Consider the following 22,761-nt stretch of genomic DNA (forward strand, 5'->3'; position numbering starts at 1 on the left):
AGTACTTTTTAAAGTTAAACAATTCTTTATTATTATGATGCAAATATACATCATAGTGACGTAAATACCAAATTTTTAAATATATAATTTTTCAATTATGGAAAGAAAAACAATTTACTTGTGTCTTGCCCACATGAGTGAGGCTGGTTTGGAACAGAAATACGTTAAGGAGGCTTTCGACACCAATTGGGTGGTGCCGATGGGTCCGAACGTAAATGCTTTTGAGAAGGACCTAAAGAAGTTTGTCTGTAGTCAAACTTCCAATGAGGAATTAGGAGTTAGTAATGTTAATTTAGACCGTGAGGTGGTTTGCTTGAGCGCTGGTACTGCTGCTGTTCACTTGGCTTTGATTGGTTGTGGTGTTAAGGCTGGTGATGAGGTGCTGGTGCAGAGCTTTACATTCTGTGCTTCGAGTCATCCTATCACTTATCTTGGTGCCAAGCCTGTGTTTGTAGGTTCGGAGGGTGAAACATGGAATATGGATCCGTCTTTATTGGAAAAGGCTATTATAGACCGTAAGGAGAAAACTGGTAAATATCCGAAGGCTATTGTGCCTGTAGCTCTGTATGGTATGCCTTACCGCATCGACGAGATTATGGCCATTGCCGACAAGTATGGCATTCCTGTGGTGGAGGATGCTGCTGAGGGTATGGGCTCACGCTTCGACGGACAGGTGTTGGGTACATTCGGCAAGTATGGTGTGCTGTCGTTCAACGGCAACAAGATGATTACCACTTCGGGTGGTGGTGCGCTGATTTGCCGTAATGCAGAGGATGCCAATGAGGTGATGTGGTATGCTACACAGGCTCGCGACGCTTATCCTTACTATCAGCATACGGCTATCGGTTACAACTACCGCATGTCGAATGTATGCGCTGGTATCGGTCGCGGTCAGATGACTGTGCTTAACGACCATATTGCTCACCACAAGCATGTGCAGAAGCTCTACGAAGAACTGTTGAAGGACATCCCTGGTGTACATATCCACAAGCAACCTGAGGACAAACGCTACGATGCCAACTTCTGGCTTTGTGCTGCCACATTGGATGCTGACGTGAAGATTCAAGGACAAGAGAACGCCTATAAGGAAGTTATTAAGACTGCCGTAGGTGGTGCAGCAGGTGTAATACATGCCGTTGATTCGGCAACAACCGACTGTCAGCCTAACGAGAACGTGGAGGCTTTGCGTGTGTTTATGCTCTCGAAGAAGGTGGAGTGTCGCCCCGTGTGGAAACCTATGCACAAGCAGCCGGTATATGAGGGTGCTCCGGTATATACCAATGGGGTAGAGGAAGAACTCTTCAAGGTTGGCTTCTGCTTGCCAGCTGGTCCGTATGTAACGGATGATGATGTTCGCTATATTGTAGAGTGCATCAAGGAGGCAATAGTACGATAATGGATAAAGTTGCAGAGACAAAGCTAATATAAATAAAAAAGAGGTAACTATCTGATGTTCAGATAATTACCTCTTCTGTGGAGCTGGTGGGATTCGAACCCACGTCCAAACAGGGAAACCATATGCTTTCTACATGCTTATTCCAGCCTTCGGTTTTCGTGCTGCGACAAGACCTGGACCACCAATCGCAACCTTATCCTCTAAAACTTCATCCGTGCATCGAGGCATACACAGACTATTTCCGATTTACCTGCACCGCTTGACCCTCAGATTCGGAACAACATCCTTGGAGCGATGTCTCGTTCCGCCAACCTTGTGGCGGAATAAAGCTAATCTACTGTACTTCGATTAAGCAGCGAGAGCGTAGTTGTTTTCGCCAATTAAATTGTTGATCACTCAGATTAAGGAGCTAGCCATCGAGGCTCCGCATGCTTACATACCATTTCATCCCGCTGTCAAATCCAGTCAACCCCGAGATGTTGTATATTAACTTTGCAAAGTTAGTACAAATGACTGAAACTGCAAAATAAAATGGCAGGATTTTGCATGTGGACTGTCTCGGTGAGCCCTTATATTGTTTCCGAATAACATATTTCCTTTTCTTGGGGTTTGTATTGAATATCTGTGTCAGACATACCGTTCTATTGGGCTGTTTTCGGTCGGAACATCGTCAAACGGTCGGATTATGATTAAACCGACCGATTGTTGTCTGTTAATATCCATTTCAAACCTATCCTGTCTATTAGTTTTTCTTCATTTAATTCTACTAATAGTCTGCCGACATAGCGAAGTTGTTGCTCTTCCGTCTTGTTGGCTGGAAGCACATCTTTGAGATATTCGTATATGCTATCTCGCTTTGCCCCTTCGTCACCTGCGTTTTGTAAAAATTGCAGTATCATCTGGCGTAATTTCTCCTTGTCCAATCCTTTTGTCTTTGTATAAGAAGGAAGTTGATGCGTGTTCTTTGCAATGCTAAGAGAAATGCTGTAATGGGGAACCTCATCTTCTATGAGTCCACGTTTGAGCAAGTCTTGAGCTATATCCTCATGAATGGTTCTGCCTTTTTGTACTGCGTCAAGCGAGATGCAATCCCATAGTGAAAGAGTGTCGTTTGTCTTCAATAAACCAATCATTAGTGTCTTGATTTTAACTGGACACTAATGATGAGAATAGTTTCCGTTGTATCGGTAGTAGTTTCCGTTGTATCGGTAGTTATTTCCGTAGTGAGAGAATAAGTTTCAGTAGGAGATTCCGTAGTCGTCGCTTGTGTTTCCGTAGTGATATATTGTTTTTTATTTAATCGTGTGTCCTCTCCGAACTTTTTCTTTTTCTCTCCGAACTTATTTGTAGCTTTTTCTCCGAACCAATATCCTTTTTCTCCGAACTTTCATGGGACGTTACCGAACTTGTTCCCGAACTTTTAGATTGAGTTCCCGAACTTTCTGAATATCTTTCATGAATGGGACTAGTACCCTAAAACATTAAATGGTTGTCTGTTTGTGCCAAATATTTCATATTTTCTGCATCAATTTTATGGTTCCCGCCAACGCATGTATGATATATAGATAATGTTTTATATCGTCAAATACCAACGTTCGACCTTTTCTGTCTTTAAGCCACTTTTGTGCAGGTAGGTAACCTCCAATATAGAAGTCCCAAACCTCTTCTGGTACGTTGCCGAAGTATTGTTGTTTGTTAATCCATACTTTTTTGTCTTTCCATTTGAGCATATCAATTTGTTGTGAGCCTGGTTCTGGGAATGTCGTGTCACATTTCCAGTTTTGTGTATTCCTCATCATGTGTAAGTCGATGAGTTGTTGGCCTATTTGTGCAAGTCGTACAAACTCTGACTCAGATGTTGGTAATGGAATGCGAGGAAAATCCACCTTAAGAAACTCTTTGTATCTTTCTCTATAAGATGGCGAATGAAGTACCGCATAGATATATGCCAACAGCTCTTCGGGGGGAGTAACTCGTCCTATAGCATTATTAAACTTCTGCCATTCTTCATCGTTCAGATTTGCAACCTTCGTCTCTTTGCCAAATTCATTGGTATAGAGATATAGGGGGAATACATAGCCACGTTCTTTGGTCTTGTTCGATACACGACAGTCATCTATTATATGATTGTCTATAGAAACATGCGACCATTCGTTTCCTGCTATTTGTCGGCAAGTTAAAAGTGCTATATTATCATGACCAATAAAATTCTTCATCAAAATTTCTCGTGGTCTTTCAATCAATTTTGTGTCATAATACACAAAGCGTTTGTCAAATGGTCGATAAGCATATTCTTGTATGAAATCCTTTGAAGCTACACCATCATAATAAGTTGAAACTTTGTGTAGGAGGTCTTTAGGATTAAAATCAACAAGAATCTTATCCTTGGCTGTTACTACAGAAACATTTGTTTGGCAAAATATACTATCCAATGACACCCCTTTCTCATACTCCTCCATCAGTTCGAAATCCTTTGGTACGAAGAAGTACATTGGTGCAATGGGATTGAGTTCCTTATACTTCACTTCAGAGAATGGAGTATTTGTGAGGAAGTCATATTTTTCCTCACGTTTACCGTAAAGGTCATAATAGAAAACTTTTCCAAGTTCCTTCGCTTTTTTCTCGCCTGTTTTTATAAACATGTTTATGCTTACACCTTGCTGTATGTCGAAAACATTCTCGTCGGGTGAACCGTCGGGACATACCTCCTTCTTCTTGTTGTTGCCATGCAAGTTGATTGTGTATATCTTGTCAAAGGTTTTCAACAAGTTCCAACGCATGCCACGGAATGTCGGGTTGTCCAAGAATCCATGTGGATTGATAAATCCTATGACACCACATTCGTTACGTTCAATATAATATTGTGCCAAACGGATAAACTTCACATAATCGTCGTTAATCCATTTGGGGTTACGTTCTTTCAGTTGAGTCTCGCCGCCAGGTTCTTTCTTGTAATCTTCCATCAAGTGCATAATCCACTCTCCTTTGTTTTGACTTTCTCCTGAGTAGGGAGGATTTCCTATCATTACCATTACCGGACAGTCGCGCTTGATACGATTGGCTGCACTTGCTTCGTCGCTGAGCCATTGTGCCCACAAAGAACCAGTATCGGGATGGCATTCTTCGAGTGAATTGGTAAGGTATATCTTCAGACGCTTCTTGTTTTCAGCATGGTTGAAGCCAGTTTGCTCAAGCAGCATGTCGAGCTTCAGATGAGCTACAGCATAGCTTGCCATAAGCAACTCAAAGCCATGAAGACGTGGCAATAGGTGGTCGTTAACATAACCTTGCCACATACCTTGTATATCATGAAATTTATCGTAGATTTGGTTTACAACTTCAGCCAAGAAAGTTCCGGTGCCTGTAGCTGGGTCGAGTATCTGCACTCGATGCATTTCTTTTCTGATAGTTGGTTTTGTCAGTTTTCCATTAATTCTCTCACCTTTTTTGTATTGTTCGTTTACTACTTCGTGTATGAATTTTGAATGGTCGGCAAGACCTTCTGCAAGGTTGAAGTCACGCTTTAGTATTTCGTCTACAGCACGCACTATGAATTGTACCACAGACAGTGGGGTATACCATACACCTTTGGCTTTTCGCAATGATGGATTGTATGCAGATAGGAAGTCCTCGTAGAAATGAATCATCGGGTCATGATGCAGTCCTTTTTTCTTGTAATTCTTCATGACTTTCTGTACATCTGTAGCAAGGAAAATGTTCACTAAATCATCCACCACCCATGCTATTCGTTCATCAAGGTCGTAGCCTGCTATTTGCTGGAAAATATTGCGTAGGAAAGGGTTGGTTTTCGGAATAAGATTGGCAGCTTCCTGTCGTGAAAAATTATCAGGAGTATTGTCGTGCAAGCGTGCTGCAAACATTCCATATGCAACAGTTTGGGCATATATGTCGGCAAATCCTTCTGTGGTAAGGTCGTTTATCAATACCGATCTGAAGGCTTTTAGCTGACCTTGCAATTGTCTGTTCGCATCCTCTTCTTCCCCTTCGCTTTCTGCAATACGAAATGCATTGTTAATAGTAGAAGCCAAAATGCGGGCCTTTGCTGCCATTTGTTCCGCAAGGCGTTTAGCTGTAGTTATAGGTGTAGGTTGAGTTGTGGCAATATGGTTTATCAATTCTTTAAAATCCTCAACGCTATCTTTGCATAAGTCTATTTTGTCACCATGAACTTCTGCAAGGCGCACGTTTCTTACCCATTCTCCATTTTCATAGAGATGGAAATCAAGATAGTCAGTAAAGATGATATGATCAAGACTTTTTTTATAACGATTGAACTGTTCCTTGTTTTCTTTTCTGCCGTCAAGGTCTCTATCGTCAATGTCCTTAGCTTCTATATAAAAAACTGGAGTATTGGTCTTTTTTGAAGAAATGATGAAGTCTGGAGCACCGCAGTTAATTCTTGCAGGCTCGTTTGTAACAACAAGATCATCAAGCATTTCATTGAGCAATTGTTGAAGCATTGGTCGGTACGAATGCTCACGAGCTATGCAAGTGCGAAACTGTTCGTTGATTGATTTTATATATGTAGCTATATCCATATTAATATTTCTGTAATATTATATTGCAAATATAGATATAATTTCCGAATTATAAGTCAGTTGGGTATAAAAACAGAACTCCTCTTTCACTCTCCGTTGTTCCCTCTTTCCATCTTTTCCTCTCCCTTGTTCCTTCGTTCATCCTTCGTTCATCCTTCGTAGTGAACTCGATCTACCTCCGTTAATGAAGCGGAGGCATAGCGAAGGCATAACGAAGATAAATCGAAGAGTGAACGAGGATGGAACGAGGACACTATAATTGAATTTATTGCTTTATAAATTATAAGTGTCACTATATAGGAAAACTAAACAAGAAAGGAAAAAGAAAACAAAGAAAAGATTAATGTAAGGGAGTCCTATGTAAGCCCTCGTGTAAGAGAACAATAGAATCTGTCTATTGAAGTATAGCTGATATCTTTTATGTATCTATAATAAAAGCATTATCTTTGTAGCCGAAATCAAAACAACAAATAAAATAACAAGGACAAAATAATATGGAAACAAGAAAAAAATAGCAGCTGATAAGAAACGTTGTGGTTCGCATAATTGCACCCAGGCTGTGCTCTGCACCTACCACGACTTCGCCGGTATGGAAGAAGAAACCATCAAGAATGCTGGCAATGCCTTTGCTGCAGGTATGGGTAATATGGAGGGAACTTGCGGAGCCATCGTAGGTGCAGGCATCATACTCGGACTTGCAACTAAGGACAAGGCGAAGTCCGTCAAGGGCATGAGACAAATTATGGATAAATTCAAGCAGCGCAATGGTGCCACACAATGCAAACTGCTAAAAGGTGTGGGCACAGGAAAGGTGCTTCGCGAATGTCCTCTTTGCGTGGCAGATGCTTCTGAATTTTTGGAAGAAATCCTGGAAAAGGAAGGTGTACAGAAGTAACGACATGGCTAAGTATAAAGCGATTAACGAGCAAGACCGCTGCGTGGCATGTGGCGTTTGTGTGAAAGTATGTCCTAAGGATGCCATCAGCATATACAAGGGATGCTACGCACAAATAGATGAAGAGAAGTGCATAGGCTGTGGCATCTGCGAGAAAAACTGTCCGGCGGGTGTGATGCACAAAGTATTAAGACAACCCGTTTAATATCTCAAATTTGACTTGTATGGCAAAACAGAGAACTAAAAAATGGAGTGACTACATGTGGCTTGTATCTGCTACTTATTTCACTCTCGGATTTTTTAACATAGTGTTCGCATGGCTTGGAGTCATCTGCTTTCTGATACCGCTGATTATGGCGATATTCGGTGGCGGAAAAGGATATTGCAACAACTATTGTGGAAGAGGACAACTGTTCTTGCAAATAGGGAATACCTTGGGGTGGTCGCGTAAGAAAGTGGCACCAAGATGGCTCTCGTCCAAATGGTTTCGTCATGGATTTCTACTGTTCTTCATGTTCTTCTTCGTCCAGATGATAATCCTTACCACAATGGTAGCCAAAGGCGCTGAAAATCTCCGTCAGACCATTCATCTGCTATGGACTTTCAACGTGCCATGGCATTGGGCTTACCCAGTGGATATAGAACCTTGGAAGGCACAGTTTGCCTTCGGCCTCTATGGCATCATGCTCACCTCACTGATTGTTGGTGTTCTGCTTACCATAGTCTATCGCCCAAGAACCTGGTGCGTGTTCTGTCCAATGGGCAACATGACACAATTAATCTGTAAACTCAAAGCAAGATGAATCTGCAACAACTCAAATATATCGTAGCCATCAGCCGCTTTCGCAATTTTGTGAAGGCGGCTGACTCGTGCAATATATCCCAACCCACTCTCAGCGCCATGCTGCAGAAGTTGGAAGACGAATTGGACGTGCGCATATTCGACCGAACCAACAAACAGGTAACCCCGACAAGTGTCGGAGAGAAAATCATCCTTCAGGCCAAAAAGACTCTGGTAGAGTTTGAGAAAATCGCAGAACTCGTGGCTGAGGAAAAGAACCAGATAACCAAATCTTTGTCTCTATCAGTAGGACCATCTATAGCTCCTTACATTCTTCCTGATTTTATCAAGCATTACAGAAAAGACTATCCGGAGGTAAGTCTCTCGATACAAGAGATGAAATCAGAAGAAATGTTTAATCTTTTGCAAAATGGAGATATAGATGTCGGCATCGCCGTCTCAGACCAACTTCGTAAAGGAATATTGGAGATACCGCTTTACACTGAACGCTTTTACGTATATTTGTCGGAAGCCTGCTGGCGCAAGCTGCCAGTGTTCAAGCCAGAGAATCTGGAGCATGAGAATATGTGGATTATGAAAGAAGCGCAATGTCTTCGAGACAGTGCCTTCTCCTTCTGTAAAGCGAGAAGCAAAGGGCAGCACATCTATGAAGCTGGCAGCATTGATACTTTGGTTCGTATTGTAGATAATAATGGAGGCTTCACCATTATTCCAGAGCTTCACCTTGCTTTCTTGAGCGAGGCACAGCGCAAGAATGTGAGAAAGATAGAAGGCGACTATCTTTCACAAAGACGCATATCCATATACATCAGGGAAGATTGTATCAAAGAGCGGATGCTCAATACCATTGTCGACTGTATGAAAGAATTTATGCCATCACATATGATGAATGAAGGCATACGGAAATATGGGATAAGGCTATAAAGACTTTATTTCGCAAATAGAAAGGCTGGAATATGGACGATACGCTTTCAAGACTGAAGGATATGTATGACGGCTATCATTTCTCCGAAAGTCTGCAGGGCGTTTACAATCCTCATCGATATGGATTATATTGATACATCGGATGTCAATACGACTAATCCAAAACTCTTTCTTTATCAGTCGGGCTATCTTACAATAAAGAATGTCATTGAGGATAGTTATGTACTTGGATTTCCCAATTGTGAGGTGAAAAAGGCGTTGTTCGAATTGGTTATTCCGATAATGCTGAAAAAAGACAAGGACGAGACAGAGAATGCAATACAAGAGTTGAAAATGAACTTTTCAACTGGAAACGTAGAGGAAGGAATACTCTGTCTTAAGCAATTGATTGCTCATACGCCGTATAGTACACAGAAAAAGGAAAGGTTTGTTTTTGAAGAACACTTCCGTTTTATACTGAAGAACTTATTCTACATTTGTGGTACGTCTGCCGCTACCCAACAAATCATAACCCGTCACTATAAAGATGCCTATTGTGCAAGTCATAAATTAGTTGTAGGCTTGGCGTTGGTATTTGATAAAGACAATCGGGGATTGAAAGACTGGAATAAGGTTAAAAAAAAAGGAGCGCCAAAACTCAGTGTTATGAGTCTTGGCGCTCCCTTTTATTATGTCTATGCGTTTCGCTTAGTTGCTGACTCGGTTCTGCTTAGTTGCGGAATACGAGTCCGTTCTGGTCGGCATCGATGGTGATTGGCTGCTCGCGCTTAACCTCGTCAGAGAGAATCTTCTTAGAGAGGTCGTTGAGTACGCAGCGCTGGATGGCACGCTTTACCGGACGTGCACCAAACTCCGGGTCGAAGCCTTCGTCGGCGAGGAAGTCGATGGCGGCAGGAGTAACGTTGAGAGTGAATCCCTGCGGCTCGAGCATCTTCTTCACGGCGTTCATCTGCAATGTCACTACCTGGGCGATTTCTGCCTTGGTGAGCGGCAAGAACATGATGGTCTCGTCGATACGGTTGAGGAACTCCGGACGTATGGTCTTCTTGAGCATCTCCATAACCTTTGCCTTGGTGTCGCTGATGACATGGTCGCGGTTCTGAGGCGTGATGCCTGCAAACTGACCTTGTATGTACTGGCTGCCGAGGTTTGAGGTCATTATGATGATAGTGTTCTTGAAGTTGACCGTTCGACCCTTGTTGTCTGTGAGTCGACCGTCGTCCAATACCTGCAAGAGGATGTTGAACACGTCGGGGTGAGCCTTCTCAATCTCGTCGAAGAGTACTACAGAGTAAGGCTTGCGACGTACTGCCTCGGTGAGCTGTCCACCCTCGTCATAGCCTACGTATCCTGGAGGCGCACCGATGAGACGGCTTACGCTGAACTTCTCCTGATATTCGCTCATGTCGATACGCGTCATCATCGTCTCGTCGTTGAAGAGGTATTCAGCCAAAGCCTTTGCAAGTTCGGTCTTACCTACACCCGTTGTGCCGAGGAAGATGAACGAAGCGATAGGACGTTTCGGGTCCTGCAGTCCGGCACGTGAGCGGCGCACGGCATCGCTCACCGCACGTATAGCCTCGTCCTGACCAATGACACGGTTGTGAAGTTCCTCCTCAAGATGCAGCAACTTCTCGCGTTCGCTCTGCATCATTCGCGTAACGGGTATTCCGGTCCAGCGGCTTACCACTTCGGCTATGTCGTCGGCAGTCACCTCCTCGCGAATCATTGCGTTGCCGTCTTGCGTCGACTTGAGCTGGCTCTGTATCGACTTGATGTCGTCGTCGAGCGATTTGAGTCGGCCGTAGCGTATCTCAGCCACGCGTTCGTAGTTGCCCTCGCGCTCGGCACGTTCAGCCTCAAACTTCAACTGTTCTATCTGCTGCTTGTCCTGCTGTATCTTGTTGACAAGAGCTTTCTCGCTTTCCCACTTTGCACGGAACGAACTCTCCTGGTCTTTCAGTTCGGCAATGTCCTTGTCGAGCTGTGCAATTTTGTCGGTATCGTTCTCGCGCTTGATGGCCTCGCGTTCAATCTCAAGCTGTTTCAGCTTACGCGTAATCTCGTCGAGCTCCTCCGGTACAGAGTCGCGCTCCATACGCAGTTTGGCAGCAGCCTCGTCCATAAGGTCGATGGCCTTGTCGGGGAGGAATCGGTCGCTGATGTAGCGCTCAGAGAGTTTCACGGCAGCTATACAGGCATCGTCCTGAATACGCACCTTGTGATGGTTCTCATAGCGTTCCTTCAATCCACGCAGTATTGAGATGGCTGAAAGCTCGTCAGGCTCGTCTACCATGACCGTCTGGAATCGGCGCTCCAGAGCCTTGTCCTTCTCGAAATACTTCTGGTATTCGTTCAATGTTGTGGCACCGATGCTGCGCAATTCGCCACGTGCAAGAGCCGGCTTCAAGATGTTGGCAGCATCCATAGCACCCTCGCCACCTCCTGCACCTACAAGAGTGTGAATCTCGTCGATGAAGAGAATGATGCGGCCGTCGCTGTTGGTCACTTCCTTGATGACGCTCTTCAAGCGCTCCTCAAACTCGCCTTTGTACTTGGCGCCAGCCACAAGCGCACCCATATCCAATGAGTAGAGCTGCTTGTCCTTAAGGTTTTCGGGCACATCGCCACGAACTATACGCTCAGCCAGTCCCTCGACGATAGCTGTCTTACCGGTACCCGGTTCACCTATAAGAATAGGATTGTTCTTGGTACGGCGCGACAGAATCTGAAGCACGCGGCGTATCTCCTCGTCACGGCCTATAACCGGGTCGAGCTTGCCTTGGCGGGCTTCCTCAACGAGGTTCTTGGCGTATTTCTCAAGGCTCTGATAGTTTTCGTCGCCCGATTGCGACTGCACCTTCTGACCCTGTCGCAGTTCCTGAATTGCTTTTACGGTTTCAGCCTCCGTCATGCCGGCATCCTTCAGAATGCGGCTTGCAGTAGAGTTGACTTGAAGCAGAGCGAGCAATATCGGTTCAACGCTGGTGAACTCGTCACCGTTCTTAGTGGCGAAGTCCTGCGCACGTTGAAGCACGTTGTTGGCGTCGTTAGACAGATATGGCTGTCCACCCTGAACACGTGGCAGTCGCTGTATTTCACTGTCTACAACAGTGTCTATCTGGTTGGCATTGACTCCGAGCTTCTGGAAGATGTATGTGGCTACGTCTTTGGCTTTCACCATCACACCCTTCAACAGGTGCACCGGCTCAATGCTCTGTTGTCCTTGGCGCTGTGCGGTGTTGACAGCCTCCTGAACAACCTCTTGGGCTTTGATTGTGAATTTGTCGAATGTCATATTTTGTTCTCCTTTCTTGATTTATTCTGATTTTCTGTTTTCATTGACTCTAAGCGCAAACCATATGCCCATGTATTTTCGATATGACAAAATGTCACTTTTAATTCGTTTGTGTAATAAAATACCGACAAAATGTCATGTATTTACTTTTTGAAGTGTAGTTTTGTAAATTTGACATGTGGAAAAAATAAAAAAATGCTATATTTGCAATCATTAAAAATGAAATAACTAAAACCTATCATTTATGAAAAATTACCTTTTATTTTTATTGTCTTTCTTTTTATGTGTGCTTAATGTAAGTGCACAGAAGTATGAGATTGAATGTGCGCGTGGCGATTCAGCCAATGTATATCCTGCTTCCATTGAAAAAATGGATTATGAAGGTCGGGTGGATACATTTTGGAATGTTGCTTCCGAGGAAGTGGCTTTTCGAATTGCTGAAGGCGAAATAATAGAAGCGATAGGCCGTAAGGACGGCTCGCAGAACCTATCTGGAGGTTTCAAATTATCTTATTTAATCTTTAAGAAAGATGGCAAATTATGGGGTGTTTCAACTGAGGATGTGGTGTTTTCAGATGAAAATCCTGAAGGTGTAAAAGACCGCCTGCTTTCTGAAAATGACATTGTGAAGCACACTTTGCAAGGCAAGCTTTTCAGGTCGTATATACCTTATATTATAATAGCCTTACTGTTTTTAGGTGTTTTTTTGTTCAGTGGATATTCTCTAAAACACAAAAAATACCTACCTATGGCTCGGATTGTGATACCTGTTGGTATTTTGGTGGGGTCGCTTCTTGAGATATGGGCTTATAGTGTGCTTGGTACAGAGTGTTTCTGGTGGTGTGACCGTGAACATTTCGGTTTTTGGTCGTCATTGTTGCGCATTATTCCGTTTGCATTGATTGTTTTGTATCAGTGCATGAGTATAAAGATATATGAACAGATCCTTTTTGGAGAGGACTTTAATGGTGATGTAGATGATGGAATATCTATAAAACCAGCTCTTTACAGTATTTTAGGTGTTGTGCCAGCTGTTATTGTTGTGGCTTTGATACAGTTGGCACTCGGCTTAAATAATACTATTCTTGGTGATATTATTATTCTCATAGGAGGATTGGCAGCTCTTCTTGGAGGTGTATTGCTTTCTGCAAAGCGAAACAGTGAGCGGTTTGGAAGTTTTAAAATGGGTTTGGCTGTCACGATATTCGGAATAATATATATAATAGGTTGTATAGTTGCTGTTTGGGGACTTATAGTTGTGGTGTTCAAACTAATCATTCAGATAATAATGATAGCTGTGGCTATTGGATTTATATTTTTTGTATTGCCCAAAGATATATTTAGTAGCAATGGTGGTGGAGGCGGTGGAGCTTCGCAGCCTATGTGGAGGGATGAAGACGGAGGAATGCATGTGTCTCGTGGTGATGCCGAAAGGGCAAATGAAAGAATAGCCGAACGTAAGAGGGGAAATGATTAATTTGGTCATATAGTAAAGACGAAAAGATTGCTTACAAATGTGGTCTTTTCGTCTTAAGTTTTAGTCCTATTGGTCTTATAACTATTTTGGTTTATTAAAAATCGCAAATAAATTAATTGTGATTAAAAAATATTTTATTTAACTTGCTTGGTTTAGAAAAAAAGTATACTTTTGCAAAGTAAACATCAAATGCAGACATAAGCTATCGTCTGCATAACTAATCGAATAAACTAAAACCCAAATATTAAGTATACACTAACTGATAGAAACTGATGAAAAGAAGTAAGTTTTACCCGTGGGTAGTCGTTGCGCTGCTCTGGGTTGTGGCACTTTTGAATTACATGGACCGTCAGATGCTCTCCACAATGCAGGAGGCTATGAAGGCCGACATCGCCGAATTGAACAAAGCTGAGGCTTTTGGTGCGTTGATGGCGGTTTTCCTTTGGATATACGGAATTGTAAGTCCGTTTGCCGGAGTGGTAGCCGACCGCGTGAGCCGAAAGAAGCTCGTTGTGGGCAGTTTGTTCGTCTGGTCAGCCGTGACATATCTCATGGGCTATGCCACCGACTTTCAGCAGCTCTATTGGTTGCGTGCTCTTATGGGTATAAGCGAGGCGCTTTACATCCCGTCAGCACTCTCGCTAATAGCCGACTGGCACGAAGGCAAGTCGCGTTCGCTCGCCATTGGCATCCACATGACCGGTCTTTACGTAGGTCAGGCAATAGGTGGATTCGGCGCAACAGTTGCCGCCATGTTCTCATGGCACTCTACATTCCACTGGTTTGGCATCATCGGTATAGCCTACTCGGTAGTGCTCGCCCTCCTTCTGCACGATAAGCATAAGGGCACAGCAGCCGTTGCAGCAGCCAATCCCACAGCGGGTCAGCCTAAGGAGACCGTCTGGCGCGGACTTAGCGTGGTGTTCTCTACCTGGGCTTTTTGGGTAATTCTAATCTATTTTGCCGTTCCGAGTCTGCCGGGTTGGGCTACTAAGAACTGGTTGCCAACGCTCTTTGCCGAGAATCTTGGCATTCCTATGTCGCAGGCAGGACCTATGTCGACCATTACCATTGCCGCCTCGTCGTTCATCGGCGTCATCGTGGGTGGCGTGTTGTCGGACAAGTGGGTGCTGCGCAACATACGCGGACGTGTCTATACCAGCGCCATCGGATTGGGTATGACCATCCCTGCACTCGTATTGCTGGGCTTAGGCCATAGCATCGTGGCTGTAGTAGGAGCCGGACTGCTCTTCGGTATGGGCTACGGAATGTTCGACGCCAACAACATGCCTATACTCTGTCAGATTATCTCAGCCAAGTATCGCGCCACAGCTTACGGTGTCATGAACATGGTGGGCGTGTTTGCCGGTGCAGCCGTGACACACCTGTTGGGCAAATGGACCGACGGAGGCAACCTCGGACTTGGTTTTGCCGTGCTGGGCTGCATCGTTCTCGTGGCACTCGTGCTGCAGCTGAGCTGTCTGAAGCCTACAACCGACAACAAGGAGTAATGCTACGTCAGACACATATTATATATAAATATAAGGTTTAATATTACATACTTTTAAATACAAACAGACTATGGAAAAGATTATCGGACTTATCGACGCTCCGTTTACACCTTTCTATGCAAACGGTGACGTCAATCTTGAACCAATCGAGGCTTATGCCAAGATGTTGCAGAAGAACGGACTCAAGGGCGTTTTCATCAACGGTTCGTCGGGCGAAGGCTATATGCTCACCACCGAGGAGCGCATGCTGCTTGCCGAGCGTTGGGTGTCGGTAGCTCCGGAGGGCTTCAAGGTGATTGTGCATGTAGGTAGCTGCTGCCTGCGTGAGAGTGTGCGTCTGGCTGAGCATGCACAGAAGATAGGTGCATGGGGTATCGGTTCGATGGCTCCTCCATTCCCGAAGATCGGTCGTATAGAGGAACTTGTAGAGTACTGCGAGACAATTGCCAATGCAGCTCCTAATCTTCCTTTCTACTACTATCATATCCCTGCATTCAATGGCGCTTTCCTGCCCATGCTCGACTTGCTGAAGGCTGTTGACGGTCGCATCGCCAACTTCGCCGGCATCAAGTACACATACGAGTCGCTCTATGAGTACAACCAGTGCCGTCTCTATGCCGATGGCAAGTATGATATGCTCCATGGTCAGGACGAGACAATACTCCCGAGCCTTGCACAGGGTGGCGCACGTGGTGGCATCGGTGGCACAACCAACTACAACGGACGTGAGCTTACAGGCATCATCGAGGCTTGGAACAACGGCGACATCGAGACAGCACGCGAGAAGCAGAACTTCTCACAGGCCGTTATCAACGTCATCTGCCACTTCCGCGGCAACATCGTTGGCGGCAAGCGCATCATGAAGCTCCTCGGTTTCGACCTCGGACCAAACCGTGTACCGTTCCGCAACATGACTGATGAGGAAGAGGCTCAGATGAAGAAGGAGCTTGAGGAGATAGGTTTCTTTGAGCGTGCCAATAAGTTTTAAACCATCGTCGGCTGACGAACAAACTATAAAGAAATGAACGTAAAAGAATATATTCAGTCTTGGGCAGACTCATACAAGAAGGATCTGACCGAGAACATCATGCCGTTCTGGATGGAACACGGTTGGGACCGAGTGAATGGCGGTGTCTATACTTGTGTAAATCGTGACGGATCGTTGATGGATACAACCAAGTCGGTATGGTTTCAGGGCCGTTTTGCATTCATTTGCGCCTACGCTTACAACAATATCGAGAAGAACCAGGAGTGGCTCGACGCAGCCAAGTCGACACTTGAGTTCATCGAGAAGCATTGCTTCGACGAGCAGGGCCACATGTATTTCTCGGTGACAGCCGAAGGACAGCCCTTGCGCAAGCGCCGTTATGTATTCTCGGAGACATTCGCCTCGATAGCAATGTCGGAATATGCACTCGCCACAGGCGACCAGCATTGGGCACAGCGCGCACTCCAGGTGTTTGAGGATACACAGCGCTTCCTCGCTACTCCGGGCTTCCTGCCTGCCAAGTTTGAGCCGAACGTGCAGATGCAGAGCCACAGCATCATCATGATTCTCATCAATGTGGGCTCTTGCATACGCAAGGTCATTGACGACCCGAAGCTCACAGCACAGATTGACGAGTCTGTCGCGAAACTCAAGAAATACTTCATCCACCCCGAATTCAAGTGTCTGCTTGAGACAGTAGGAATGAACGGCGAGTTCATCGATACCAACGAAACCCGCACAATCAACCCCGGTCATTGCATCGAGACATCATGGTTTATCATGGAAGAGGCAAAGCTGCGCGGTTGGGACAAGCCTATGTTCGATATGGCCCTTCAAATTCTTGACTGGTCATGGGACTGGGGTTGGGACAAACAATACGGTGGAATCATCAACTTCCGTGACTGTAAGAACCTCCCGGTGCAGGACTATTCGCAGGACATGAAGTTCTGGTGGCCGCAGTGCGAGACCATTATCGCATCGCTCTATGCCTACCTCGGCACCGGCGACGAAAAGTATCTGTATCGCCATGAGCGCATCAGCGAGTGGACATACGCCCACTTCCCCGATGCCGAATACGGCGAGTGGTATGGCTATCTGCATCGCGACGGAACAGTGGCACAGCCCGCAAAGGGCAACCTCTTCAAGGGTCCGTTCCATATTCCGCGCATGATGATCAAGAGCTATATGCTCTGCCAGGAGATTTTGAAGAAACTTGATTAGTATTACTCTTAGATAACAGGGTGTGGCAAAAGCTTGATGTGCAAGCCGTGCCACACCCTTTTGTTTTACAACAAACTTAGATAGTGCCCAATGAAAAGATTTTTATTCCTTATATTATTATTCGTTTCACTCTTCCAAGCATCGGCTTCAGCCCAGCGTGTAAGTCCGGTCTTTGGATTTCCTGCTACCGAACCCGGCTATTCGCTCGGCGTGTCGGCATGCTACGCCGGACAGATAGGCGACTGGATTGTTGTGGCTGGCGGATGCAATTTCCCCACGCCGGGCAAGAAGACATATTATGCCGGCATATATGCAGCACGCATCGACAGCGACGTGCTCAACTGGCGACTCGTAGGAATGCTGCCCGAACCGGCAGCTTATGGAGTTACAGCAGTGAGCGGCGACAGTCTGCTCTTCATCGGAGGCAACAACAGCAATCATGCGTTGAAGACTGTGTATAGCATTCATCTGAATGGGGTGGGCGAGCATGCCGATGTTAAGCGCCTTGCAGATATGTCATGTACGGTAGACAATATGGCTGTGGCGCAGAGTGATGGCAATGTGTATGTAGTGGGAGGCAATCATGACGGCAAGCCTTCGGCAGGCGTTCTGGCTCTCGACTTGAGGGATTCTAATCCTTCATGGCGCAATGTTGGAGCTATACCGGGCTGCGCCCGTGTGCAGCCTGTAGCCGCTGCACTCGACGGCAAACTTTATGTTTGGGGCGGATTCTTTGCCAATGGCGAACAAAGCGAAGTGCATACCGACGGTAGCTGCATGGATATTGCTACTGGAAAGTGGACAAGTGTGGCTGCACCGAAATCTGTAGAAAGTCGCGAAATGACTCTGGCAGGAGGTATAGCGTGGACAGACAATGGCAAGATTTACGCCACGGGTGGCGTCAACAAGGATATTTTCCTTGATGCTATAAGCGGCCGTTATGAGCGAGTGAAGCAAGCCGACTATCTCAACCAGCCCATCTCTTGGTATCGCTTCAGCGGAAATCTGTACGAGTATGATGTCGAGAAGGGAGCGTGGCTAAAGACACGCTTTGCCGACAATGGTCTGGCACGTGCAGGAGCTCAGATGGTAGTCACGCAGAAAGGAGGTTTCTACATAGGCGGCGAACTGAAACCCACATTGCGCACGCCACAGATTGTAATCTTATATAAAAAGTAACACAAATACCTATATAAACGGCAAATTGAAAGCAAAAAACTATGTAAAAACTTTTTTATTCCAACGTTATTTGTTACTTTTGCCATTGCTATAGACTAAAAGTCAGAGCGAATCTAGATTTTTACGTTAAAACTAAATCTAATAAAATAAGATTATGAAACCAACTCTTTTTCTCCTCGCTGCAGGTATGGGCAGCCGTTATGGCGGTCTGAAGCAGCTCGATGAGCTCGGTCCTCATGGTGAAACCATCATGGACTACTCTATCTATGACGCTATCAATGCAGGCTTCGGCAAGCTCGTATTCGTTATCCGTAAGGATTTCGAGGATGACTTCCGCCGTATCGTTCTTTCAAAATACGAGGGTCACATTCCTTGCGAACTCGTGTTCCAGAGCCTTGACGCACTGCCAGAGGGATTCACATGTCCGGCTGAACGCACCAAGCCTTGGGGTACAAACCACGCTGTAATGATGGGTCAGAACGTTATCAACGAGCCGTTTGCAGTAATCAACTGTGACGATTTCTACGATCGTGACTCGTTCAACGTAATGGGCAAGTGGCTCAGCGAGCTTCCTGAGGGTTCAAAGGGCAAGTATGCTATGGTAGGTTTCCGTTGCGGCAACACATTGTCTGATAGCGGTACTGTAAGCCGTGGCGTATGTTCTAACGACGACGCTCATCACCTTACATCTGTAGTAGAGCGTACAAAGATCCAGCGCATAGACGGTGTTGTTAAGTATCTCGACGAGGACGGCGAGACATGGGTGGCTATTCCTGACAACACACCGGTTTCAATGAACTTCTGGGGCTTCACTCCTGACTACTTCGAGTACAGCAACGAGTTCTTCAAGACATTCCTTTCTGACCCGAAGAATATGTCAAACCTCAAGAGCGAGTTCTTCATTCCTCTGATGGTTGATAAGCTCATCAACGACGGTACAGCTACTTGCGAGGTTCTCGATACTACATCTAAATGGTTCGGCGTAACTTATCCAGAGGATCGTCCCGGCACTGTCGAGAAGTTCCAGAAGTTGCACGACGAGGGTGTTTATCCCGACAAGATGTTCTAATCATCAATCATGCAAACAATATGTGGCTCGAACGGCTGTAATGTATAGCTCGAACGGCTGCATAAACAAATAAGGCGGAGCTCCTGCAAAGGATGCTCCGCCATTTTTGTTTGGGCTATTTCCGCATGTCGTAAGGCTTATACCTTATTCTTTATTTATCGGCAAACTGTATGCACACGGGTTTGCCGAGCTTTATGTCATTGTGTGTGTTAGTGAGTTTTCCGGTCAGTTTGTCGCGTCGGAACACCTCAATCATGTTGCTGTCGCGGCACGCTACAAGCAGATACTTGCCGTTTGGAGTGATGGCGAAATTGCGTGGATGGGCTGATGTGGGCTGAAATCCAACGTTGGTGAGCAATCCTGTCTTTGCATCTACAGCGTGAATGGACACTCTTTCGTCCTTCAATCGGTGTGAAGCGTAGACGAATTTGCCGTCGGGCGATATATGAATGTCGGCACTTCCCGCTGTCTTGGTCAGCGATGCCTGCACACGCTGCAACTCACGCATATTGCCGTTGTTGTAGCCAAGCACCGTAATGCTGCCGTCGAGTTCGCCAATCAGGTAAGCCACATCGCCCTTCTTATTGAACACAATATGTCGCGGTCCGGTGCCTTTGGGTGCGGTGTATATCTCTTTTGGGTTGCTAAGGAAAGCTTTTTCGGCATTACCAAGGAAAGCTTCGCTTGCGTTATTGACATCAAAACGCCATATACAATCGTTGCCGAGATCGTTGGCTATCATGTAACGACGGTCGGGAGTGATGCGGCAACAATGAATATGAGCATCCACATCATTTCCTTTGAACATACACAGATACTGGCTTTCAGGTGCTATAGAGCCGTCTTCACGGATTGGAAACACCGAAATGTCGCCACCGTTATAATTGGAAGTCACAAGATGACGGCCATAAGCCATTATGTTGCAGGGTGCAGCACCAGGCATATTCTTGATGTGTGATGTTGCAGCTGTGCCGCAATGCTGGCTGTTGATGAGCGAAAGCGTGCCCTTAGAAGCGTCAAAGCTGAACGCACTTGCACCACGTCGCTCGTCGTCGTATTCATTGACGGCGTACACACGGGTGGCATTGTCGTTGAAGATGAGAAACGACGGATTGCCCGACTTGATGCTGCTGACCGCTTCAGCCTTTCCGCTTTCTTGGTTGAAGCGATATACGTATATGCCCTCAGAAGTGCTCTGGTCGGTGTAAGTGCCTACTATCATTGTGAGATCGTTGCCGGCAAACGATTGTAATCCGGCAAAAGCGGCAGCCACAGTAGCTGTCAATAGTCTTTTGGTTCGGTTCATTTCAATATATATTTGTTGCCTGCAAATTTAAATATATTTTCCCGGTTTATCACAGATTTATAGTTACAAAGTTGTAACTTTGCAAAATATACTACGAACGAAACAATTAATAACAAATAACACTATAACATGGAAAAAGAAAAAGAGCAAATCCAATTGCCCGACAACGCCTTCACCGAGTTGAAGCCGGGCGAGGAGTACAAGCCGATTATGTCGCCGGGACAGACCTATCCGGAGGTGAACATGTGGTCGGTGACATGGGGTATAATCATGGCTATGCTGTTCTCAGCAGCCGCAGCCTATCTCGGACTGAAGGTAGGACAGGTGTTTGAGGCTGCCATACCTATCGCCATAATTGCCGTAGGCGTGTCAACAGCCGCCAAGCGCAACAAGGCTTTGGGCGAGAACGTCATCATTCAGAGTATCGGAGCCTGCTCGGGTACTATCGTAGCCGGTGCCATCTTCACCCTGCCAGCCATCTACATCTTGCAGGCAAAGTATCCCGAGATGAGCGTTTCGTTCTTCAAGGTATTCTTCTCTTCGCTGTTGGGTGGTATACTTGGAATCCTGTTTATGATTCCGTTCCGTAAGTATTTCGTCAAGGACATGCACGGCAAGTATCCTTTCCCCGAGGCAACAGCCACCACTCAGGTTCTGGTCAGCGGCGAGAAGGGCGGTTCGCAGGCCAAGCCGTTGCTCGTAGCCGGTCTGGTAGGCGGTTTGTACGACTTCATAGTAGCCACAGTAGGCTGGTGGAACGAGAACTTCACCACCCGTGTAATGGATTGGGGCGTGATGGCAGCCGACAAGGCCAAGCTCGTGTTCAAGGTGAATACCGGTGCCGCCGTGTTCGGTTTGGGATACATCATCGGTCTGAAGTATGCGTTCATCATCTGCCTTGGCTCGTTTGCCGTATGGTGGCTCATCGTGCCTGGAATGTCTATTGCTTTCCACAACGAGGTGTTGAACATCTGGAATCCGGAGATTACACAGACTGTAGGCGCAATGTCGCCTGAGGAGATATTCAAGTATTACGGCAAGAGCATTGGTATCGGTGGCATTGCTATGGCAGGTATCATAGGCATCATCAAGTCGTGGGGCATCATCAAGGGAGCCGTATCGCTTGCAGCCAACGAGATGAAGGGTGGAGCAAAGGCTTCGGCTGATACCGTACGCACACAGCGCGACATCTCGTTCAAGATTATCGCTATAGGCAGTATCGTCACTCTCATTGCTACATTCCTCTTCTTCTGGTTTGGAGTGATGGAAGGCAATCTGCTGTTTGCAGTTGTTGGCATTCTGCTTGTAGCCGTTATAGCGTTCCTCTTCACCACAGTGGCTGCCAATGCCATTGCCATTGTTGGCTCTAACCCCGTTTCGGGTATGACGCTCATGACGCTCATACTTGCATCGGTAGTGCTTGTAGCCGTTGGACTGAAGGGTACAGGCGGTATGGTGGCAGCGCTCATCATGGGTGGCGTTGTATGTACAGCGCTGTCGATGGCAGGTGGTTTCATCACCGATTTGAAGATTGGTTACTGGCTCGGAACGACACCTGCCAAGCAGGAATCATGGAAATTCCTCGGCACACTCGTTTCGGCTGCTACCGTAGGTGGCGTTATGATTCTGCTCAACCAGACTTACGGCTTTGCAAGCGGACAGCTTGCAGCTCCTCAGGCTAATGCTATGGCTGCCGTAATCGACCCGTTGATGAACGGTGTAGGTGCTCCGTGGGCGCTGTATGCAGTAGGTGCTGTCATTGCCATTGTGCTCACCTTCTTCAAGATTCCTGCCATTGCGTTTGCACTCGGTATGTTCATCCCGCTCGAACTGAACACTCCGCTCCTCGTGGGCGGTATCGTAAGCTGGTATGTTTCTACCCGTTCGAAGAACGCTGAGGTAAACCGTGAGCGCAACGAGAAGGGTACTCTGCTTGCCAGTGGTTTCATTGCCGGCGGTGCGCTGATGGGTGTTGTATCGGCATTGCTGCGCTTCTGCGACGTTCACCTTGTGAGTGACGCATGGATGGAGGGCTGGCTTGCCAACCCACTCTCGCAGATTGCTTCGCTTGCAGCCTACTGCTGCTTGATAGGCTACTTCATTGTGGCTACTAAAGTGAAAAAGTAAATACTATAA

The 22,761-nt window shown here is 46.1% G+C and carries 17 protein-coding genes and 1 other RNA gene; 13 read left to right on the top strand and 5 right to left on the bottom strand.

Translation table 11 applies throughout. The annotated features are described in order from the left end of the window. The first annotated feature begins 97 nt into the window (after nt 1-97). Nucleotides 98-1,396: a DegT/DnrJ/EryC1/StrS family aminotransferase gene (locus I6E38_RS03480; RefSeq protein WP_235392701.1), complete on the top strand. Its 1,299-nt coding sequence runs from the start codon at nt 98-100 to the stop codon at nt 1,394-1,396. Between the two features lie 75 nt (nt 1,397-1,471). Here the strand turns inward: I6E38_RS03480 and ssrA are convergent. The 3 genes from ssrA to I6E38_RS03495 all read right to left on the bottom strand — a co-directional run bounded on the left by ssrA (nt 1,472) and on the right by I6E38_RS03495 (nt 5,955). Continuing rightward, nucleotides 1,472-1,869, bottom strand: a transfer-messenger RNA (tmRNA) gene (ssrA, locus tag I6E38_RS03485). Nucleotides 1,870-2,085: 216 nt separating this feature from the next. Next, nucleotides 2,086-2,529 carry a hypothetical protein gene (locus tag I6E38_RS03490; protein ID WP_235392702.1) on the bottom strand — a complete coding sequence of 148 codons (444 nt, stop codon included), beginning with the start codon at nt 2,527-2,529 and terminating at the stop codon, nt 2,086-2,088. 378 nt (nt 2,530-2,907) lie between these two features. Further along, nucleotides 2,908-5,955, bottom strand: coding sequence for a type ISP restriction/modification enzyme (locus I6E38_RS03495; RefSeq protein WP_235392703.1), 3,048 nt, complete (start codon nt 5,953-5,955; stop codon nt 2,908-2,910). 511 nt (nt 5,956-6,466) lie between these two features. Here I6E38_RS03495 and I6E38_RS03500 point away from each other — a divergent pair. From I6E38_RS03500 to I6E38_RS03520, 5 genes are all read left to right on the top strand, one after another. Then, nucleotides 6,467-6,850 carry a C-GCAxxG-C-C family protein gene (locus I6E38_RS03500; RefSeq protein ID WP_369681289.1) on the top strand — a complete coding sequence of 128 codons (384 nt, stop codon included), beginning with the start codon at nt 6,467-6,469 and terminating at the stop codon, nt 6,848-6,850. A gap of 4 nt (nt 6,851-6,854) precedes the next feature. Continuing rightward, entirely contained in the window at nt 6,855-7,055 is a 201-nt protein-coding gene (locus I6E38_RS03505; RefSeq protein ID WP_235392705.1) for a 4Fe-4S binding protein, read from the top strand. A gap of 19 nt (nt 7,056-7,074) precedes the next feature. Continuing rightward, nucleotides 7,075-7,653, top strand: coding sequence for a 4Fe-4S binding protein (locus I6E38_RS03510; RefSeq protein WP_235392706.1), 579 nt, complete (start codon nt 7,075-7,077; stop codon nt 7,651-7,653). Further along, complete coding sequence (locus I6E38_RS03515; protein ID WP_235392707.1) at nt 7,650-8,576, top strand: LysR family transcriptional regulator; 927 nt, start codon at nt 7,650-7,652, stop codon at nt 8,574-8,576. The genes I6E38_RS03510 and I6E38_RS03515 overlap by 4 nt, the downstream gene beginning before the upstream one ends. 120 nt (nt 8,577-8,696) lie before the next feature. After that, on the top strand, nt 8,697-9,329 hold the full coding sequence (locus I6E38_RS03520) for a hypothetical protein (RefSeq protein WP_235392708.1): 633 nt from the start codon (nt 8,697-8,699) through the stop codon (nt 9,327-9,329). On the opposite strand, the gene clpB is transcribed toward I6E38_RS03520, so the two are convergent. Continuing rightward, on the bottom strand, nt 9,286-11,874 hold the full coding sequence (clpB, locus tag I6E38_RS03525) for an ATP-dependent chaperone ClpB (protein ID WP_235392709.1): 2,589 nt from the start codon (nt 11,872-11,874) through the stop codon (nt 9,286-9,288). The two genes, I6E38_RS03520 and clpB, sit on opposite strands and share 44 nt — an antisense overlap. 244 nt (nt 11,875-12,118) lie before the next feature. On the opposite strand from clpB, the gene I6E38_RS03530 reads away from it, so the two are divergent. The 6 genes from I6E38_RS03530 (at nt 12,119) to I6E38_RS03555 (ending at nt 19,319) form a co-directional block, all read left to right on the top strand. Continuing rightward, a complete protein-coding gene (locus tag I6E38_RS03530) occupies nt 12,119-13,351 on the top strand; it encodes a hypothetical protein (RefSeq protein ID WP_235392710.1) in 1,233 nt (410 codons plus the stop codon). Nucleotides 13,352-13,623: 272 nt separating this feature from the next. Next, on the top strand, nt 13,624-14,862 hold the full coding sequence (locus I6E38_RS03535; protein ID WP_235392711.1) for an MFS transporter: 1,239 nt from the start codon (nt 13,624-13,626) through the stop codon (nt 14,860-14,862). 70 nt (nt 14,863-14,932) lie between these two features. Further along, on the top strand, nt 14,933-15,850 hold the full coding sequence (locus tag I6E38_RS03540; protein WP_235392712.1) for a dihydrodipicolinate synthase family protein: 918 nt from the start codon (nt 14,933-14,935) through the stop codon (nt 15,848-15,850). A 33-nt stretch (nt 15,851-15,883) separates the two neighbouring features. After that, nucleotides 15,884-17,071 carry an AGE family epimerase/isomerase gene (locus I6E38_RS03545; protein ID WP_235392713.1) on the top strand — a complete coding sequence of 396 codons (1,188 nt, stop codon included), beginning with the start codon at nt 15,884-15,886 and terminating at the stop codon, nt 17,069-17,071. Nucleotides 17,072-17,161: 90 nt separating this feature from the next. Continuing rightward, entirely contained in the window at nt 17,162-18,250 is a 1,089-nt protein-coding gene (locus tag I6E38_RS03550) for a cyclically-permuted mutarotase family protein (RefSeq protein ID WP_235392714.1), read from the top strand. A 154-nt stretch (nt 18,251-18,404) separates the two neighbouring features. Further along, on the top strand, nt 18,405-19,319 hold the full coding sequence (locus I6E38_RS03555; protein ID WP_235392715.1) for a glycosyltransferase family protein: 915 nt from the start codon (nt 18,405-18,407) through the stop codon (nt 19,317-19,319). 151 nt (nt 19,320-19,470) lie between these two features. On the opposite strand, the gene I6E38_RS03560 is transcribed toward I6E38_RS03555, so the two are convergent. Next, complete coding sequence (locus I6E38_RS03560; RefSeq protein WP_235392716.1) at nt 19,471-20,625, bottom strand: lactonase family protein; 1,155 nt, start codon at nt 20,623-20,625, stop codon at nt 19,471-19,473. Between the two features lie 129 nt (nt 20,626-20,754). On the opposite strand from I6E38_RS03560, the gene I6E38_RS03565 reads away from it, so the two are divergent. Then, nucleotides 20,755-22,752, top strand: a complete 1,998-nt coding sequence (locus tag I6E38_RS03565; protein ID WP_235392717.1) for an OPT family oligopeptide transporter — start codon at nt 20,755-20,757, stop codon at nt 22,750-22,752. The last annotated feature ends 9 nt before the right edge of the window (nt 22,753-22,761 follow it).

Source organism: Leyella stercorea (assembly GCF_021531355.1).
GTDB lineage: Bacteria > Bacteroidota > Bacteroidia > Bacteroidales > Bacteroidaceae > Prevotella.

What these genes read in the sequence shown, in the direction of transcription:
- I6E38_RS03495 (WP_235392703.1), bottom strand. Translation starts at nt 5,955, where the DNA reads ATGGATATAGCTACATATATAAAATCAATCAACGAACAGTTTCGCACT.
- I6E38_RS03480 (WP_235392701.1), top strand. Translation starts at nt 98, where the DNA reads ATGGAAAGAAAAACAATTTACTTGTGTCTTGCCCACATGAGTGAGGCT.
- I6E38_RS03560 (WP_235392716.1), bottom strand. Translation starts at nt 20,625, where the DNA reads ATGAACCGAACCAAAAGACTATTGACAGCTACTGTGGCTGCCGCTTTT.
- I6E38_RS03545 (WP_235392713.1), top strand. Translation starts at nt 15,884, where the DNA reads ATGAACGTAAAAGAATATATTCAGTCTTGGGCAGACTCATACAAGAAG.
- I6E38_RS03520 (WP_235392708.1), top strand. Translation starts at nt 8,697, where the DNA reads ATGGATTATATTGATACATCGGATGTCAATACGACTAATCCAAAACTC.
- I6E38_RS03555 (WP_235392715.1), top strand. Translation starts at nt 18,405, where the DNA reads ATGAAACCAACTCTTTTTCTCCTCGCTGCAGGTATGGGCAGCCGTTAT.
- I6E38_RS03505 (WP_235392705.1), top strand. Translation starts at nt 6,855, where the DNA reads ATGGCTAAGTATAAAGCGATTAACGAGCAAGACCGCTGCGTGGCATGT.
- clpB (WP_235392709.1), bottom strand. Translation starts at nt 11,874, where the DNA reads ATGACATTCGACAAATTCACAATCAAAGCCCAAGAGGTTGTTCAGGAG.
- I6E38_RS03490 (WP_235392702.1), bottom strand. Translation starts at nt 2,529, where the DNA reads ATGATTGGTTTATTGAAGACAAACGACACTCTTTCACTATGGGATTGC.
- I6E38_RS03510 (WP_235392706.1), top strand. Translation starts at nt 7,075, where the DNA reads ATGGCAAAACAGAGAACTAAAAAATGGAGTGACTACATGTGGCTTGTA.
- I6E38_RS03530 (WP_235392710.1), top strand. Translation starts at nt 12,119, where the DNA reads ATGAAAAATTACCTTTTATTTTTATTGTCTTTCTTTTTATGTGTGCTT.
- I6E38_RS03565 (WP_235392717.1), top strand. Translation starts at nt 20,755, where the DNA reads ATGGAAAAAGAAAAAGAGCAAATCCAATTGCCCGACAACGCCTTCACC.
- I6E38_RS03515 (WP_235392707.1), top strand. Translation starts at nt 7,650, where the DNA reads ATGAATCTGCAACAACTCAAATATATCGTAGCCATCAGCCGCTTTCGC.
- I6E38_RS03550 (WP_235392714.1), top strand. Translation starts at nt 17,162, where the DNA reads ATGAAAAGATTTTTATTCCTTATATTATTATTCGTTTCACTCTTCCAA.
- I6E38_RS03535 (WP_235392711.1), top strand. Translation starts at nt 13,624, where the DNA reads ATGAAAAGAAGTAAGTTTTACCCGTGGGTAGTCGTTGCGCTGCTCTGG.
- I6E38_RS03540 (WP_235392712.1), top strand. Translation starts at nt 14,933, where the DNA reads ATGGAAAAGATTATCGGACTTATCGACGCTCCGTTTACACCTTTCTAT.